The 17,379-nt window shown below is 64.6% G+C and carries 16 protein-coding genes; 3 read left to right on the forward strand and 13 right to left on the reverse strand.

Annotated elements, in window-relative coordinates; all coding sequences use genetic code 11:
* The first annotated feature begins 252 nt into the window (after window positions 1–252).
* Complete coding sequence (locus AC1VNY_RS29990; RefSeq protein ID WP_482407894.1) at window positions 253–747, forward strand: TIGR03809 family protein; 495 nt, start codon at window positions 253–255, stop codon at window positions 745–747.
* A gap of 98 nt (window positions 748–845) precedes the next feature.
* Here AC1VNY_RS29990 and AC1VNY_RS29995 read toward each other — a convergent pair whose 3' ends face one another.
* The 13 genes from AC1VNY_RS29995 to AC1VNY_RS30055 all read right to left on the reverse strand — a co-directional run bounded on the left by AC1VNY_RS29995 (window position 846) and on the right by AC1VNY_RS30055 (window position 13,866).
* Complete coding sequence (locus AC1VNY_RS29995; RefSeq protein ID WP_482407895.1) at window positions 846–2,219, reverse strand: TIGR03808 family TAT-translocated repetitive protein; 1,374 nt, start codon at window positions 2,217–2,219, stop codon at window positions 846–848.
* Between the two features lie 569 nt (window positions 2,220–2,788).
* Window positions 2,789–3,436: a pyroglutamyl-peptidase I gene (locus AC1VNY_RS30000; protein WP_482407896.1), complete on the reverse strand. Its 648-nt coding sequence runs from the start codon at window positions 3,434–3,436 to the stop codon at window positions 2,789–2,791.
* Window positions 3,433–4,425 (reverse strand): methylmalonyl Co-A mutase-associated GTPase MeaB, encoded by a 993-nt coding sequence (meaB, locus tag AC1VNY_RS30005; protein ID WP_482407897.1) that lies wholly within the window; start codon window positions 4,423–4,425, stop codon window positions 3,433–3,435. Before meaB ends, AC1VNY_RS30000 begins: the two co-directional genes overlap by 4 nt.
* A gap of 414 nt (window positions 4,426–4,839) precedes the next feature.
* Window positions 4,840–5,643 carry a DUF3298 and DUF4163 domain-containing protein gene (locus AC1VNY_RS30010; protein WP_482407898.1) on the reverse strand — a complete coding sequence of 268 codons (804 nt, stop codon included), beginning with the start codon at window positions 5,641–5,643 and terminating at the stop codon, window positions 4,840–4,842.
* A 1-nt stretch (window position 5,644) separates the two neighbouring features.
* Window positions 5,645–6,133, reverse strand: a complete 489-nt coding sequence (locus AC1VNY_RS30015; RefSeq protein ID WP_482407899.1) for a hypothetical protein — start codon at window positions 6,131–6,133, stop codon at window positions 5,645–5,647.
* Window positions 6,134–6,596: 463 nt separating this feature from the next.
* On the reverse strand, window positions 6,597–8,756 hold the full coding sequence (scpA, locus tag AC1VNY_RS30020; protein ID WP_482407900.1) for a methylmalonyl-CoA mutase: 2,160 nt from the start codon (window positions 8,754–8,756) through the stop codon (window positions 6,597–6,599).
* Window positions 8,757–8,768: 12 nt separating this feature from the next.
* Window positions 8,769–9,239 (reverse strand): GFA family protein, encoded by a 471-nt coding sequence (locus AC1VNY_RS30025; RefSeq protein ID WP_482407901.1) that lies wholly within the window; start codon window positions 9,237–9,239, stop codon window positions 8,769–8,771.
* The gene (locus tag AC1VNY_RS30030; protein ID WP_482407902.1) at window positions 9,236–11,110 is read right to left on the reverse strand and encodes a methylmalonyl-CoA mutase family protein; all 1,875 of its coding nucleotides are present in this window, start codon (window positions 11,108–11,110) and stop codon (window positions 9,236–9,238) included. The genes AC1VNY_RS30025 and AC1VNY_RS30030 overlap by 4 nt, the downstream gene beginning before the upstream one ends.
* A gap of 106 nt (window positions 11,111–11,216) precedes the next feature.
* Window positions 11,217–11,708 (reverse strand): 2-amino-4-hydroxy-6-hydroxymethyldihydropteridine diphosphokinase, encoded by a 492-nt coding sequence (gene folK / locus AC1VNY_RS30035; RefSeq protein ID WP_482407903.1) that lies wholly within the window; start codon window positions 11,706–11,708, stop codon window positions 11,217–11,219.
* Window positions 11,709–11,714: 6 nt separating this feature from the next.
* A complete protein-coding gene (gene folB / locus AC1VNY_RS30040) occupies window positions 11,715–12,095 on the reverse strand; it encodes a dihydroneopterin aldolase (RefSeq protein WP_016842351.1) in 381 nt (126 codons plus the stop codon).
* The gene (folP, locus tag AC1VNY_RS30045) at window positions 12,092–12,949 is read right to left on the reverse strand and encodes a dihydropteroate synthase (RefSeq protein WP_482407904.1); all 858 of its coding nucleotides are present in this window, start codon (window positions 12,947–12,949) and stop codon (window positions 12,092–12,094) included. The genes folB and folP overlap by 4 nt, the downstream gene beginning before the upstream one ends.
* 87 nt (window positions 12,950–13,036) lie before the next feature.
* Window positions 13,037–13,444: a DUF4332 domain-containing protein gene (locus tag AC1VNY_RS30050; RefSeq protein ID WP_018270650.1), complete on the reverse strand. Its 408-nt coding sequence runs from the start codon at window positions 13,442–13,444 to the stop codon at window positions 13,037–13,039.
* 56 nt (window positions 13,445–13,500) lie between these two features.
* Window positions 13,501–13,866: a hypothetical protein gene (locus AC1VNY_RS30055; protein ID WP_016841849.1), complete on the reverse strand. Its 366-nt coding sequence runs from the start codon at window positions 13,864–13,866 to the stop codon at window positions 13,501–13,503.
* A 339-nt stretch (window positions 13,867–14,205) separates the two neighbouring features.
* Between AC1VNY_RS30055 and AC1VNY_RS30060 the strand changes: the two genes are divergently transcribed.
* Window positions 14,206–15,828, forward strand: coding sequence for a helicase HerA-like domain-containing protein (locus tag AC1VNY_RS30060; RefSeq protein ID WP_482407905.1), 1,623 nt, complete (start codon window positions 14,206–14,208; stop codon window positions 15,826–15,828).
* Window positions 15,829–15,923: 95 nt separating this feature from the next.
* Window positions 15,924–17,324, forward strand: coding sequence for a M20/M25/M40 family metallo-hydrolase (locus AC1VNY_RS30065; protein WP_482407906.1), 1,401 nt, complete (start codon window positions 15,924–15,926; stop codon window positions 17,322–17,324).
* Window positions 17,325–17,379: the final 55 nt, after the last annotated feature.

The following is a 17,379-nucleotide window of genomic DNA, read 5'->3' on the forward strand; positions in this document are numbered from 1 at the left end:
CTGCGACGGTTTGCTGTAGATCATTCCGCTGTGCGTTGCCCGGCAGCGATGCGCTTCGCCATCATGGCAGTCGATGACTTGACGGGAGTTCGAGCGAGAAACTCCGTAGTCGAGCGGACTTCTTCGATCGCCGGTTTGCGATTAAGAATTTAGTTAGACTTTATTTACCTTTTCCACAGAATATCGGCGTCACGTCCAGTTGATTCGGTTCGGTTGCGTCTGCGTCCGTTTCTTTTCCTGCGGGCAACTTGAATGACACATCGGACCGACGTGGCCAGAGGCCAGGAGATCGTTGCACGCTGGTGCAACCTCGCCGAGCAAAGGCTGGAGCACCTTACTGAACTGTTCGATACCGGGCGCTGGCGGCGCTATCACAGCGAGCAGGCCTTTCTCGAGAACATCAGGGAAGCCCGCGCTGCGGTCGACATCTGGCGCGAATTGCTGTCACGCGAAGCCTCGCTCGACAATTCGCCGATCGATCTGTCCTGGCTCGGCCGCGGCAGGTCGAAACTGCCGCCGCGCGATATCTCGCCAGTGCCGGAGCGGCGGTCGGAGGCCGCGACATTGGCGGAGGCCGCCATGACCGCGGTCGCGGCCGCGCTGGAGACGGCAACGGAAGTGCTGGAGCAGCCCCTCATCGTGGCCGACGCGCCGCCGCTGGAGATGCCCCCTCCGGCGGTGCGGCCTCCGGTGCTCGATCTCGACACCATCCAGCGGCGCTATCCGCTGCTGCGCAACGCGCTGTAGGCGACCGCTCTCGCTTATTTTTTGAGCATGATCTCCGTGCAAACGCGTTCCGCGTTTGTCGCGAGGGAAAAACGCTTCGCACCTTTCCGGATCATGCGCTAGCGCCGCACCGCGTTCGCGCCGACCACAAGCTGCGCATATTGCTGGGCGCCGCCGGCCGACAGATCCGGCGTGATCGGGCGGGCGTGGTCAAGCCCGACTACGGCGCCGCCCGGAGTTTCCGAGATCATGTTGTTGTTGATCAGCGCGGTGCCGGCGCCCGGCACCACCGAGACGCCGATGCCGACGAAGGCATTGCGGACCACGTTGCCTGATATCGCGACGTCGCGCAGGTACTTGCCCCAGCCGGCGACGATGCCGAAGGTCGGCGCGTTCTCGATCACATTGCCGGTGACGGTGCTGTCGGCCTCGACATAGATGCCGATGCCGGCGCCGTCGTTCGGATCGGTGCCTGCAGGGCGCTTCGGCAGCAGGTTGCGGATGATGTTGCCCTGGACCACCGCGATGCGGCCGCCCTCGTTGAAATTGCACACGGAGACGCCGATCGCGGCGCCGTCGACCGTGTTGTTGGCGATCACCGCGGCCTCGAACGAGAACTCCGAGTAGAGCGCGACCTCGCGGACATTGCTGACGCTGTTGTCGGTGATGTGGATGTTGGAGGCCGAATTGCCGCGCACCGCCGAGAAGTCGCAGTTCTTGATGCGGTTGCCGCGCACGATCACGTTGCCGGCGCGGAAGGCGTTGATGGCGTTGCCGTACTGCCCGGAGCCGCCGGGGCCGGCCTTGATGTCCTCGATGCGGTTGTCGGCGACGATCGAGCCGTCATCGCCGATCGCCGTGCGCAGGATCTCGATGCCGTTGTCGTTGGTGCCCTTGATGGTGTTGCGCGACACCATCAGGCCGATCGCGTCGAACGACACCAGCGCCGTGGTCGCGATCTCGGTGAAGACGTTGTTGCTGACGTCGCCCGACATCTGCTCGAACCAGATGCCGTTGCCGCCACTGCCGGTGAACCGGCAATCGGTGATGCGGATGTCGCGGCCGGACAGGCAATGCACGAGGCCGCGCCGGTTCGGCAGCGGGACATCGCCGCCGTCGAAGGTGAGGCCCATCAGGACGACGCCGCCGGCGCCTTCGCCTTCCAGCAGCGAGGCGCCGCCGTTGAACACCAGCCGGCTGGCACCGCGCACGCCGATCAGCTGGCTGCCGGGCGCAAGCCGCAACAGGCCGGTGCGGTAGACGCCGGGCGGGAACGCCAGCGGCACCTGCGCCCGCGCGGCGTCGTCGATCGCGCGCTGCAGATTGCGGGTCTGGTCGTCGGGGCTGCCGGGGCGCACGCCATATTGCATGACGTCGCGGCCGAGCGAGCCGGTCGATGGCGCGGCGGCACGCGCGGCGTCCGGCGACATCGCAAGCGCGCCGGCTGCGCCGGCGGCGGTTGCTCCGATAAGATGGCGGCGGTTGACGTCCATGGGCAAGGCCCTCGCAATATTCGCGAGCGGTGACGTTCGCGGGTCGAGTGGTAGCGCGAAACGCGGCGCGGTATGGTGAACACGCCGACGCAGCCGGGCGATTGTTGGCGGTAGGGTTAATCGCGGGTGCAACCGATTCACGTTGTCAAACAGTCGTTCCTCGATGTCATCACCCGCGGGTGATCCAGAATTCCAGAGACGCCGGTGCTTGAACCGAGAGGCCGCGGCGTACTGGATGACCGCATGCGCGGGCACGACACCGGAGAGAATGAGAGCTCACGGCTCCTTCCCGGGCGTCGTCCCGGCCTAGTGCGCAATTGCGCACGGGGGCCGGGACCCATACGCCGCGGCTTGTGTTGTGAAAGGGACTCGTCATTCCGGCGACGCTCAACAATGATCGTTCGTGGTTATGGGTCCCGGCCTTCGCCGGGACGACACTGAATGGCCGTTGCAGACCTCGTCATTCGATCCAATTTTAGCATTTGCTGGGGTCTACGGTTGAGCTTGCGTACGCGTGAGTTGGAGGATGCCAACTAGGGGCGTGTACTTGCACCGCCCAATCCGCAGGCTCACGCGCGCGCGGCCTGCCGGGTCAGTTTCACCAGCTCCATCAGCATCGCTTCGCCGGCATCGACGAGCGCTTCCAGCGTGATGTGTGATTTGCCGGGCGCGGCCGTTCCGTCATGGGCGAGCGGCGGAACGTGGACGAATTGCGCGAGGCGGAGATCATTGTCGCGGTTCACGGCCTCGATCGCCCGCCAGCTCAGGTAGTTGCAGAGATAGCTGCCGGCGTCGCGCGAGGCTCGCGCGTCGATCCCGGTCGCCAGCGCGGCGCGCAGCAGCTTTTCTGTATGCGACCCGAACATGCGCGCATCGGCGCCGCCCTCGATCGATCCCTTTCGCGCATGCTGGCGGCCGGCATCGGGGAAGCGCGTCGTCACCGCGTTGCGGGCGCGGCTTTCGATCCGCAGATAGCCGGTGCGGCCGGCGAGGCCGAACATCAAGAGCGCCTGTGGGCGGTGTTTTGCGATCAGCTCCGGCAATTCACGATCGACGGCGGCGTAGGTGACGTCGAAGATGTGACTCGAAAGCCCGACGTCGTCGAGCGCCGGCCGGCGCAGAGCGGCCAGCCGCTTCACCAATGGCATGGTCGGGTTGAACGGCGCACCCGGAAACGGCCCGAAGCCGGTGACAAGGAAGCGCAGCCTGCCGCTCAATGCAGCATCTCCGCGATCTGTTCGGCGGCGACCGCGGGCGAGATGCGGCCGGCCGCGACCTCGGCCTCCATCTTCTTCACCCTGGCGCGGATCGCGGCATCCGAGCGCAGCCGCGCCATCATCCGGCTCTCCAGCATCGACCACATCCACTTCACCTGCTGTTCCCGGCGGCGGCCGGCGAACTCGCCCGAGGCATTCATCGCGGTGCGGTGGTCGAGGATCCTTTGCCAGAGCCGGTCGAGCCCGGCGCCGGTCAGCGCCGAATAGGTCTCCACCGGCGGATGCCAATGCTCGGAGCGCGGCGCGAGGATGTGCAGCGCGCTGCGATAGTCGGCGGCGGCGAGGTTGGCGCGCTTGAGGTTGTCGCCGTCGGCCTTGTTGATCGCGATCATGTCGGCGAGCTCGACAAGGCCCTTCTTGATGCCTTGCAGTTCGTCGCCGGCGCCCGGCAGCATCAGCGCCAGGAAGAAGTCGGTCATGTCGCAGACCGCGGTCTCGGACTGGCCGATGCCGACGGTCTCGACCAGCACGACGTCGAAGCCGGCGGCCTCGCACAGCAACATCGCCTCGCGGGTCTTCGCCGCGACGCCGCCGAGCGTGCCCGAGGAGGGCGAGGGACGAATGAAGGCCTGATCGGAGACGGCGAGCCGCGCCATCCGTGTCTTGTCGCCGAGGATCGAGCCGCCGGTGCGCGCCGAGGACGGATCGACCGCCAGCACCGCGACCTTGTGGCCGCGCTCGATCAGGAACATGCCGAGTGCATCGATCGTGGTCGACTTGCCGACGCCGGGCGAGCCGGTGATGCCGACCCGCACTGCCTTGCCGGTGTCGGGCAGCAGCGCCTGCACCAGCTCGCGCGCCGCCGCCTGGTGGTCGCCGCGCCGGCTCTCGACCAGCGTGATCGCCCGCGCCAGCGCGGCGCGGTGGCCGGCGCGAAGCTCCTTGGCGAGGGCGTGGATGTCGGGAGAGGCGGGCTTCGAGGCGTTCATGGTCTTGGTTTACAACGGCTACCGGTTGCAGGCGAGGGGAACGCGGGTCGGCACCGGTGCGGCCTGTTGATGACGCCTGGAGGCCGATAGCCGGATGCGATAGCTGCCGTCGCAGGGTGCGCGCTGCCAAAATATCGAAAACAACCCCATGCACAGTAGCCACCGGCTGCCGGCATTCGACGCGCGGCTTGACACGTCGGGCAAATCAGTGGCATAATTCCATTATTCCGAAATCGTGCAGGAGACCCTCTCGCCCCGCTGTGGCCGCAGCGGCGCACAACCATCACCTTCGGTGGTTGTGGGTCCCGAGCTTCGCCGGGACGGCGACGATGATAGTTGTCGCGCCCAACGACAGGCTCCGCGATGTCGGGCGAAATCGTTCCCACACATCGCTTTGCTCATGCGGGCTACGAACTATTGCTGATCGTTCGCGTCGGTCTTCGGCCGCGCCCCGGCGAAGATTTTCGCGCCTTCTGCCGTCAGATACGGCTTCAGGGTCTCCCACGGCACGAACACGACATACTGGCCTTCGGCATAGGGGCCGACGGCGTAGGGCGAGTAGTGGAAGGTGAGGCCGGAGCTCTTGCCTGATACGGTCGAGGGCGCGAGCGTCACGGCGCCGATCTTGAGCAAGGTCGGCTTCAGCTCCTTGTACCATTCGGCGGTTGCGGTCTCGCCGGCACCGCGCCGCTTCTTCTCGGCGTTGAGTGCCGAGACGACGGCCTTGCGCATCGCCGTCAGGGTTGGGCCGTTGTCGGCGGGTTCAGTGAAGAACGGACGGATGCTGATGCGCTTCTTTGCCGTCGTATCCCACAAGATGGTGTTGACGTCGGTGTTCGGATGCGCGCCGAGCGTGTTCATGTAGTCGTCGCGCAGCACGCTGACATAGCGGTCGTCGACGATCGAGCGCACCGAATATTTGCGCTCGAATGAATAGCCGCCGCGATCCTTGAACAGCTCAGGTTCCTGCTTGCGGTCGGCCGCAGCCTCCGCGGCGTTCTTGTCGATCCACTTCCTGCCTTCGGCGAGGCAGTTGGCCGCCAACGCCGCGTCCGCCTTGATCTTGTCGTCGAGATAGACGCTCGCCTCGATGCTCGCGTTCTTGATCGTGGCGTCGGGCTTGGGATCGGCGGCGATGGCGGCCGTAAGTCCACACGCCAAGATAGCAGCTACTACGTGCCCAATCGCTCTTACGGAGCAAGATTGAGTAGCCCGCATTCTACGCTTCAGTGCCTGGAAAATCAAAGGATGCCTCTTCTCGCATAATGGCTTGGAGCGATTCCTTCATTTTAGCCAGCACGGCATCTTGCGAAAATATTCCGCAGACGTCATTGAAAAATGCATCGACAGCGTCAACAAATGACTGAGCATTAGTCAATGAGGTGCGCGCATCACGAGGCGTAACAGCGATCGTATATCTGCACGCGCAAACCATCACTAGCAGCAAAAGAAAAGTGGCATAGCCTCGCAGTACCGATGCTTGCCTTAGCGTCTGATTGCCCTTGGGCGAGTACGCAAAAAAATGCGTGTGATGGTCGTATTCAAAGTGGGTATATTTTGACATCAATCCGTAAAGTCGGCCAGCACTTGGTACAAACCGCTTGAAGTGGTTCAAGCATTGAACCGGTTGTAGCGATCTCAAATCCGGCAGCTCTTCAAGAGAATCTAGCTTTGAACAAAAAGCAAACTGTTCCAATGCAGATCGCAAGATAGTCGCCACTTCGCAAAGGTAGCCGAATTCAGCGAGGCGCTTCGCTGCATCGAATGAACCGACATTTCGATAGAAAAACTGCCAAGATAGACCGCGACCTTCCGAGGAGCTATTGGCAATCTCATCCTTTGAGAGCGAAAGATACTGGTCGAAGTACGCGATACCTTCATTATAAATCGAGTCGATTCTGTCGGTAAGGCCGAGCCAACGAGAGGCATTCGGCTCCTCAGCATAGCGCTTTTCTGCTAGCCAAGGCTGATCTGTAGCTTCTCCGCGACAAGTGCGGCTAGAATTCTCTTTCGCAATCCAAGATCATGCTTGTCAGAGAGTCCTATGCGAGGGAGCCGCCCGCCGCCGATCGTGTACTTTGGAATGTAGTCAGGCAGGAGAGGAAAAAGCACTTCGTAGCGTGCCATTGGCTCGTTGGAATGCCAAGGCTGGGCTTCCTCGTCCTCGCTACTCACTCCGCTGCCGCCTCGCTATGGCCGAGCCGGGCGTTGAGCTTGTGGATCAGCTCCTCGGCGGCATCAGAGATCACGGTGCCGGGCGGGAAGATCGCCTCGGCGCCGGCGGCATAGAGCGCGTCGTAGTCCTGCGGCGGCACCACGCCGCCGATGATGATCATGATGTCCTCGCGGCCGTGCTTCTTCAACGCGGCCTTCAGTTCCGGCACCGCGGTGAGATGGGCTGCGGCGAGCGAGGAGACGCCGAGAATGTGGACGTCGTTCTCGACCGCCTGGCGGGCGGCTTCATCGGCGGTTGCGAACAGCGGCCCGATATCGACGTCGAAGCCGACATCGGCGAAGGCGGATGCGATCACCTTCTGGCCGCGGTCATGGCCGTCCTGGCCGATTTTTGCCACCAGGATGCGCGGGCGGCGGCCTTCGGCCTCCTCGAACGCATCGATCAGCGCCTGCACCTTTTCGACCTTGTTGGACATCGCCGCTGCCTCTCGCTTGTAGACGCCGGTGATGGACTTGATCTCGGCGCGGTGGCGGCCGAACACCTTTTCCATCGCGTCTGAAATCTCGCCGACGGTGGCCTTGGCGCGCGCGGCGTCGATGGCAAGCGCCAGCAGATTGCCGTTGCCTTCGCCCGCCGAGCGCGTGAGCGCGGCGAGCGCCGCATCGACGTCCTTCTGGTTGCGCTCCTTCTTGAGCCGCGCCAGCTTGTCGATCTGCAGCCGCCGCACGGTGGAGTTCTCCACCTTCAACACGTCGATCGCCTTCTCGTTGTCCGGCTTGAACTTGTTGACGCCGATCACCGCCTGGCGGCCGGCATCGATCCGCGCCTGGGTCTTGGCGGAGGCTTCCTCGATTCTGAGTTTCGGCACGCCGGCCTCGATCGCCTTGGCCATGCCGCCGAGCGCCTCGACCTCCTGGATGTGCCCCCAGGCTTTTGCCGCGAGATCGCGGGTCAGCCGCTCGACATAATAGGAGCCGCCCCACGGATCGATGATGCGGTTGGTGCCGCTCTCCTGCTGCAGGAACAGCTGGGTGTTGCGGGCGATACGCGCGGAGAAGTCGGTCGGCAGCGCCAGGGCCTCGTCGAGCGCGTTGGTGTGCAGCGACTGGGTGTGGCCTTGCGTTGCCGCCATCGCCTCGATCGTGGTGCGCATCACGTTGTTGAACACGTCCTGCGCGGTCAGCGACCAGCCCGAGGTCTGGCAATGCGTGCGCAGCGACAGCGAGCGCGGATCCTTCGGATTGAACTGCTTGAGCAGCTTGGCCCACAGCAGCCGCGCAGCGCGCATCTTGGCGACTTCCATGAAGAAGTTCATGCCGATCGCCCAGAAGAACGACAGCCGCGGCGCAAAACGATCGACGTCGAGGCCCGCGGCAAGTCCGGCGCGCAGATATTCGACGCCGTCGGCGAGCGTATAGGCGAGCTCGAGGTCCTGCGTCGCGCCGGCTTCCTGCATGTGGTAGCCGGAAATGGAAATGGAGTTGTATTTCGGCATCCGCTGCGAGGTGTAGGCGAAGATGTCGGAGATGATCCGCATCGACGGCGCCGGCGGATAGATATATGTGTTGCGCACCATGAACTCTTTCAGAATGTCGTTCTGAATGGTGCCCGACAGTTTCTCCGGCGGCACGCCCTGTTCCTCGGCGGCCGCAACGAACAGCGCCAGGATCGGCAGCACCGCGCCGTTCATGGTCATCGACACGCTCATCTGGTCGAGCGGGATGCCGGCGAACAGCGTGCGCATGTCGTAGATGGAATCGATCGCAACGCCGGCCATGCCGACGTCGCCGGAGACGCGCGGATGATCCGAGTCGTAGCCACGGTGGGTGGCGAGGTCGAACGCGACCGACAAGCCCTTCTGACCCGCGGCGAGGTTGCGGCGATAGAATGCGTTGGAGTCCTCCGCCGTGGAGAAGCCGGCATATTGCCGGATGGTCCAGGGCTGGTTGACATACATGGTCGGGTATGGGCCGCGCAGATAGGGCGCGATGCCCGGCCAGGTATCGAGGAAGTCGATGCCTTCGAGATCGGCCTCGCCGTAGACGGATTTGACCGGGATGCCCTCGGGCGTCAGCCACGGCTCGGCGCTCGCAGCCGGGGCCGTGGTGGCAACGGGCTGGAAGGCGACATCGGCGAAATTGGGAATGCGCGTCATTCCTGGGCTTCCTTAGTCATGATCCGGATGCTGATGGCTGACGATCGTCGCCATCTTGTCCGGCCCGTAGTTCTGCATCGTGGTCTGGCTCGGCAGGTTGGCAATGCCGACCACCCAGCCGTGGCGGGACTCGGTCCCGAATTGCTGCGTCGGTATCACCCGGTCGGGCCGGTCGAAGGAGCCCGTCATGATCTCGATCCGCGGCCCGTCGATACGGCGGAAGCTCAGGGGCGTTCCGCAGGCCGCGCAGAAGTCGCGCTCGGCGATCGAGGAGGACCTGAACGCGGCGGGCTTGCCGCGGGTCCATTTGAAGTCGTTGCGATCGATGTCGGCGAAGGAAGCAAATGGCGCGCCGGACGCCTTCTGGCACATCCGGCAGTGGCAGATGCTGATCCGGGTCGGCGCCGCCGAGACGGCAAATCGGACGGCGCCGCATTGGCAGCCGCCGGTCAGAACGGGTGTCGATGGTGCTTCTGCGCTCATGTCTGCTCCATCCGCCGATAGGCCTCGCGCAATGTCGCCAGCGCATCACCGCCGGCGAAGACGAACTCGCCGATGCCGGCCGCCCGCAGCGCCGCTTCCTGGTCGGCGGGCCGCCCTGCCAGATAGATATGCCTTGCTCCGGCGCCTTGAAGGGCCCTGGCGACCTCAGCGGCGCTGACGGCATAGACCTTATCCGAGGAACAAATGCACGCCATCGTGGCGCCCGAGGCCTTGAAGGCCGCGGCCAGCGCCGCCGCGTCGGCAAAGCCCTCGCTGTCGATGGCCTCGATCCCGCCGGTTTCGAAGAAGCTCTTGGCAAAGGTCGCGCGAGCGGTGAAGTCCGCCGCGGTGCCGAGGTTGGCCAGGAAGATCTTCGGCCGTGCGCCATGCGCCCTGAGCGCGGTATCCGACTTGTCGCGCAGCGCCTCGAACGGCTCGGCGAGCCGCATCGGTGCGAGGGCATCGAAGGTGACCTTGGCATCGGCCACCGACACCGGCGCTGATGGTTTCACATCCAGCACCGCGGGGGCGGCCTCGCGCAGATCCGGAAATTCGCTGGCGCCGGTCAGCACGTCGCGGCGCTTCGCCACATTGGTCTCGCGCAGCGCACGCGTCGCGGCGACCTTGTTTTGCAGCAGGCCTTGCTCGAGTGTTGTGAAGATGCCGCCGGCCTTCTCGATCTCCTGGAACAGCGTCCACGCCGCCTCGCAGAGCTGCGAGGTCAGCGTCTCGATGCCGCCGGCGCCGGCCGCGGGATCGGAGACCTTGGCGAGGTTAGACTCATCAAGCAGCACGAGTTGGGTGTTGCGCGCCACGCGCCGGGCGAAGTCATCAGGCAGGCCGAGCGCCAGCGTGTGCGGCAGCACCGTGATCGCATTGGCGCCACCGAGCCCGGCCGCAAAGGTTGCGATCGTCGCGCGCAGCATGTTCACATTGGGATCGCGCTGGGTCAGCATGCGCCAGGCGGTCTGCGCGTTGACGAAGATCGGCTTCGGCGTGAGGCCGCAGGCCTGCTCGACCCGTGCCCAGAGCAGCCGCAACGCGCGGAATTTCGCCATGGTCAGGAACTGGTCGGCATCGGCGCTGAGGCGGAACGAGATGCCCGCGCGCGCCGCATCGAGATCGATGCCGGCGCCTTCCAGCATGCGCAGATAGGCGAGGCCCAGTGCGAGCGTGAAAGCGAGTTCCTGCACCTCGGAACCGCCGGCATCGTGGACCGGCCGGCCGTCGGCCAGCACGAACGGCCCCTTGAAGCCGCGCTTGATCAGGCCATTGACGACCTGGCCGAACGACCTTTCGTAGTTGGGCCAGGCGATGGCCGCAGCACCGCGCACGGCCATGGTGCTGAGCGCCTGGTAATTGAAATGCAGGTCGAGCTTGGCCGGGTCGAGCTTGCGGGCCTCGACCATGTCGGCGAAGGTCTCGCCGGCGTTCTCGCGGCCGATCACCGGATTGAGCGCGATCATGATGCCGGCATCGAGATGGACGCCGCCGCAGGCGCGCGCCAGCGTCTTCTTGCTGGCATCGGCAAGGCCGAAGCCGCGCGCGCCGGGACCGCCGGCGAACTCGAATTCGAGGCCGGTCGCGCCGTTCTCGAGATCCTGCAGCGCTTGCGCATTGGCCTGTGCGGCATCGGGATGATCGACCCGTTGCAGGATCTGCCAGGGCGCGGCCGCGGCTCGGCCGGCGAGCGGGCTTGAGTTGGTGGCGCGGCGGTAGATCGGATCGATCTTCAGGCCGTCATAGGTCTTGCCGACCAGCTTTTCGAACGGGGCGCCTTTCAGCACGCCGTCGACCAGCTTGCGCCAGTCGTCATAGGTCGCAGGTCGAAAATCCGAAGCCAGAGCCAAATCGTCAGTCGAGGTCGTCATCCGCCCAAATCGTCCTTCACCGGCCCCCGCGAGGAGCCCCTTGATTTGGCCGGAAATTGCCACGGGCAGGCGGCCAAGCCAAACGGTTGTTTGCGGTGGTTTGGCTTTAATCGAGGTCCGCTAGACGGAAAATACCGTCGGCGGAGACCTTGGCCAGCGCATCGGCGACGCGGCGCCCGGCGATGACGCGGTCGGGAACGATCTCGGCGAGCGGCACCAGCACGAAGGCGCGTTCGAACAGGCGCGGGTGCGGCAGCGTCAGTTCCGGCTTGTTCAGTGTGACGTCGTCATAGGCGATCAGGTCGAGATCGAGCGTGCGCGGCCCCCAGCGCTGCTCATTGGCGCGGTCGCGGCCGAATTTGGCTTCGATCTTGTGCAGCGTGAACAGCAGCGCATGCGGATCGAGACTGGTCTCGATCTCGATGCAGGCGTTGATGAAGCTATCCTGCTGCTGCTCACCCCAAGGCGGCGTCGAATAATCCGACGAGCGCGCGACGAGCGCGGCCTGGGTCATGCCGCAGATATTGGCGATCGCCTTGCGAAACGTGGTGCGGACGTCGCCGACATTGCCGCCCAGGGCGATCAGGACGTCGGCCATCTGCGTTCAACCCTGGGGCGGTTGATGGCGCGAGCGGGTCAGCACCACGCCGACATCGTCGAAGATCGCGGCGATCGGCGCGTGCGGCTTGTGCACCGTGACCTTGACCGCCCGGATGCGCGGGAAGCTCGCCAGGATGTCCTCGGCCACCGCCCCCGCGGCGCGCTCCAGCAGCTTGTAGTTGGTGTTCTTGAATGCCGATGTCGCGGTCGCCACCACGTTGGAATAGGAGACGGTGTCGGAGAGGCGGTCGGTGCGCGAGGATTCCGAGAGGTCGGTATAGAGCTCGAGATCGATGACGAAGCGCTGCCCGACTTCGGTCTCATGTTCCATCACGCCATGACGGGCATGGATGACGATCCCGGTGATGAAGATCGTATCGGTCATTGCTGTCCCTCGATTGCCGCGGCCACGCGCAGCGCCTGAACGGTTTCGGCGACGTCATGCGCGCGGATGATACGGGCGCCGTTCTGCGCGGCGATCAGATGCGCCGCGATCGAGCCGCCGATCCGCTGTTGCGGCTCCGACGGCACGACCGTGCTGATGAAGCGCTTGCGCGAGGCGCCGACCAGCAGCGGCAGGCGGAACGAGCCGAGCTCGGACAGCCGCGCCAGCGCGATCATGCTCTGCTCCGGGGTCTTGCCGAAGCCAATGCCGGGATCGAGCACGATCCGGTCGGGCGAAATGCCGGCGCTCGCGGCGATCGCGAGCGAGCGCTCGAAGAAGGCGGCGATGTCCTGCATGATGTCGATCGCCGGATCGGCCTGCTCGCGATTGTGCATGATGATCACGGGCACGCCGCGTGCGGCGACGAGCGGCGCCATGCCGGCATCGCGCTGCAGGCCCCAGACGTCATTGGCGATGACAGCGCCCTGGTCGAGCGCCCAGGCCACGACCTCCGATTTCATGCTGTCGATCGAGACCGGCACGCCAAGTGCGGTCACGTCGGCGAGCACCGGCTTCAGCCGCGCCATTTCGGCCTCGGCGGTGACCGGCTGCGAGCCGTAGGGGCGGGTGGATTCCGCGCCGATGTCGATGATATCGGCGCCCTCGGCGACCAGCTTGCGGGCCTGTGCCAGCGCTTCCTCGGGGGCGGCGAACTGGCCGCCGTCGGAGAACGAGTCCGGGGTCACGTTCAGGATGCCCATCACGGCCGGATAAGGCCGCGACAACAGCGCCGGCAGCACCGCCGATACGGCCGGGCCGGTCACCGTCGATGCTATGGGCCTGCTCGCCATCATGCGGTGGCTTTGCGCTGACCGCAGCGGCAAGTCAAGGTGTGGCAATGACGGGTGACGCGGCCGGCGGCCGAATGCCGTTAAGACAGGCTAATAGGTGATTTTGGGAGGCAGCTTGCGTGCCTCTTCGATCAGCAGCTCGACCGACTTCTCCGACGGCATCACGCGGACGAGCTTACGCCGCACATTGGCGTCCTTCATGCTCTGCGCGAGCCGCGACGGGTTGCGGTGCGCGAGCTCGCGCACGGTGGTGACGCCGGCGGCGCGGACCAGGCCGACCTTCGCCTTGCCCATGCCGGGAATCCGCATGTAGTCGGAGATGTTGGCCCATTCGAGCAATTGTTGTTCGCTGATCCCGGTCTTGGCGGCGAGCGCCTTGCGTCCCTTGACGGTGCGGGCGGCTTCAAGCAGTGCGTCGGTCGTGCGGATACCCTGCGATTTCAGTTTGGTGGCGCAATAGGCGGACAGGCCTTCGATCTCGGAGAGGGGGTATGTCATGATACTCGTATGCAGGTAGAAGGGAGCGCACGTGCAATGGCGTTTGGGAAAATGCTTCAGGCAAACTGGCTGAGGCCCGGCGTCCCCGAGATGATCTCGCCCATTTGATCCGCTCCGATTTTGTCGCGGCCGAACCTGAAAAGTTCACGCGCGACGTTCTGAATCTCACTCATGCTCAATCCAAGCGCCATCAGCCGGGTGCCGACAGCCATCAGACCGCCACCCATCAACCGCGATAGACCACCGCTGTTGTTGGAGGCGGCGATTGCCGCTTCGGCGCCGGGGATTTGGTCGATCAGAGCCTGGACTTTGTCGGAAGGTCCCTCGTTACGGAGGAAACCCAGAACGATGCCGATGGTTTTTTCAGCGACAGCACCGTCGATGCCGGCCTTCGCGGCCAGCTGCCCAACCAATTCGTCCATATTGCCCCGCCTCAACCGGTTTTTGCCGGATCATTCTTGAAGATTTATCTTGAGCGCCTGTGTCACGAAATACAAGCGATCCGCGCATTTCAGTTCGTTTTCTTTTTCGATCGCGTCGGAAGTGTTGCACCTCTGCAAGAGTGAGCGGCGGATTCACACCATCTTGTCGCAATGCGCAATGCCTTTCGTCACTTGGCCGGGAATAAAGTATGAGGAACTGGTGGAGCGACAATATACATCAGTGCGCGCCGATGGTTTCAATCGACCTGCAAGATGCAATATGATGTCATCGGTTCGAATGGATCGAGCCGATTTAAAATCGCGTTAAGAGGCGAAGCGATGGCGACGTCCGACACCAAGTTGGCCGACACCGATGAGAAAATCTTTATCGGCAAGGGCGAGGAAACAGCCTGGCTGACGCTTGCGCTGGCCAACCGCCACGGCCTTGTGACCGGTGCGACGGGAACCGGCAAGACCGTCACGCTACAGGTCATGGCCGAAGGATTTGCGCGCGCCGGCGTTCCGGTTTTCGCAGCCGATATCAAGGGCGATCTTTCCGGCATCTCCGAAGTCGGCGAGGCCAAGGACTTTATCCTGAAGCGCGCCAAGGAGATGGGCCTGACCTTCCAGCCGGATCAGTTCTCGGCCGTATTCTGGGACGTGTTCGGCGAGCAGGGCCATCCGGTGCGCGCCACCGTCACCGAGATGGGACCGCTGTTGCTGTCGCGGATGCTCGATCTGAACGACGTGCAGGAGGGCGTGCTCAATGTTGCCTTCCGTGTCGCCGACGAGAACGGTCTCACGTTGATCGACATGAAGGATCTGCGGGCGCTGCTGGATGCGATCGCCCCGGACGGCAGCAAGAAGGCTGCCGACGACGAGGAGGATCCGCTGGCACCGATCCGCAAAGCGGCGCAGAGCTACGGCAATGTGTCCAAGGCGACCGTCGGAACGATCCAGCGTCAGCTCCTGGTGCTCGAGAACCAGGGCGGCGCCAAGTTCTTCGGCGAGCCGGCGCTGACGCTGAAGGATTTCATGCGCACCGACCGCGATGGCCGCGGCATGGTCAATATCCTGGTTGCCGACAAGCTGATGCAGAGCCCGCGGCTTTACGCCACCTTCCTGCTCTGGATGCTTTCGGAATTGTTCGAGGAATTGCCGGAGGCCGGCGACCTGCCGAAGCCGAAGCTGGTGTTCTTCTTCGACGAGGCGCATCTGTTGTTCACCGACGCGCCGAAGGCGCTGATGGACAAGATCGAGCAGGTGGTGCGGCTGATCCGCTCCAAGGGCGTCGGTGTCTATTTCGTCACCCAGAATCCGATCGACGTGCCGGACAAGGTGCTGGCGCAGCTCGGCAACCGCGTGCAGCACGCGCTGCGCGCCTTCACGCCGCGCGACCAGAAGGCGGTTGCCGCGGCCGCACAGACCTTCCGGCCCAATCCGAAGCTCGACACCGCGCGGGTGATCATGGAGCTCGGCAAGGGCGAGGCGCTGGTGTCGTTCCTCGAGGGCGGCGGCACGCCGTCGATGGTCGAGCGCGTCATGGTGCGCCCGCCGTCGGCGCGGATCGGGCCGATCACGCCGGAGGAGCGCAAGGCGATCATGGATGCGAGCCCGGTGAAGGGCAAATACGACACCGCGGTCGATGCCGAATCCGCCTACGAGATCATCCAGAAGCGGCTCTCCGGGACGGCGGCGCCGGCGGACGGCAGCGCTGGCGGCGAGGGTGGCGGCATCCTCGGCCAGCTCGGTTCGATCGCGTCCACGATCTTCGGCACTAACGTCAAGCGCGGCCGCATGTCGACCGGGCAGGTGATCGCGCGCAGCGTCACGCGCTCGGTGACCGACAAGGTGATCGGTGGCGTGGCCGCCGATCTCGGCAAGTCGCTCGGCGGTTCGGTTGGCGGCTCGATCGGCCGGGCGCTGGTGCGCGGCGCTCTCGGTGGATTGCTGCGCAGATAGCATCGCGCCGGTCGGCCGAAGCGGGAGACCGGCTTTGCCTCCCGCGGCCGTCGCGCTACAACCTGGCGCAACGTCCAACAACAAGGATATCCGCGATGTCCAACGCCAAGCTGCAGCCCGTCCTCGATCGCATCGACGCCGATTTCGACAACAGTCTCGAGCGGCTGTTCACGCTGCTGCGGATCAAATCGATCTCGGCCGATCCGGCCTTCGCTGATGACTGCAAGGCGGCTGCCGATCATCTCGCCAAGGATATCGCAACCCTCGGCTTCAAGACCGAAGTGCGGCCGACCGCCGGCCATCCGGCCGTGGTCGGCAAGCTGAATGGGGCGACCGACGGACGCCCGCACGTGCTGTTCTACGGCCACTACGACGTGCAGCCGGTCGATCCGTTGAATCTCTGGCACCGTCCGCCGTTCGAGCCCGTGGTGACTGACCATGCCGACGGGCGCAAGATCATCGTCGCGCGCGGCGCCGAGGACGACAAGGGACAGTTGATGACCTTCGTCGAGGCGTGCCGTGCCTGGAAGGCGGTGACGGGATCGCTGCCGGTCGACATCACCATCGTCATCGAGGGTGAAGAGGAGATCGGATCGAAGAATTTCGTGCCGTTCCTCGAGGCGAACAAGGACGACCTCAAGGCCGACTTCGCGCTGGTCTGCGACACTGGCATGTGGGACCCGAATACGCCGGCGATCACCACCTCGCTGCGCGGCCTGGTCTATGACGAGGTCAAGATCAAGGCCGCCAATCGCGACCTGCATTCCGGCGTGTTCGGCGGCGGCGCGCAGAACCCGATCCGCGTGCTGACGCGGATCCTCGGCGGCCTGCATGACGAGAACGGCCACATCACCATCCCCGGTTTCTATGACGGCGTGAAGGATTTGCCGCCGGATATTCTGGCCCAGTGGAAGCAGCTCAATCTGACGCCGGAGAGCTTCCTCAAGCCGATCGGCCTCTCGGTGCCCGCCGGCGAAAAGGACCGGCTCTTGATCGAGCAGGTCTCCTCGCGCCCGACCTGCGACATCAACGGCATCGTCGGCGGCTATACCGGCGAGGGCTCCAAGACGGTGATCGCGGCCGAGGCGTCAGCGAAGGTTTCGTTCCGCCTGGTCGAGGGACAGGATCCCGAGAAGATCCGAAAGGCGTTCCGCGACTATGTGAAGGCTCGCCTGCCGGCCGACTGCAAGGCCGAGTTCACCGACCATTCCAGCGCGCCGGCGATCGCGCTCGACTGGAACATGAAGCCGCTGGCAGCCGCGCGCCGCGCGCTGACCGACGAATGGGGCAAGGAGGCGCTCTTGATCGGCTCCGGCGCCTCGATCCCGATCGTCGCCGATTTCAAGCACACGCTCGGCCTCGACAGTGTGCTGATCGGCTTCGGGCTCGACGACGACAACATCCATTCGCCGAACGAGAAGTACGACCTCAAGAGCTACCACAAGGGCATCCGCTCCTGGGCGCGGATCCTGGCGGCATTCGCCGACGCCAAATAGCGCAAGGCGCACTGCACGTAAAAACGCCGCCCGGAATTGGGCGGCGTTTTGATTC

The sequence above is a fragment of the Bradyrhizobium ferriligni genome, from assembly GCF_056837965.1.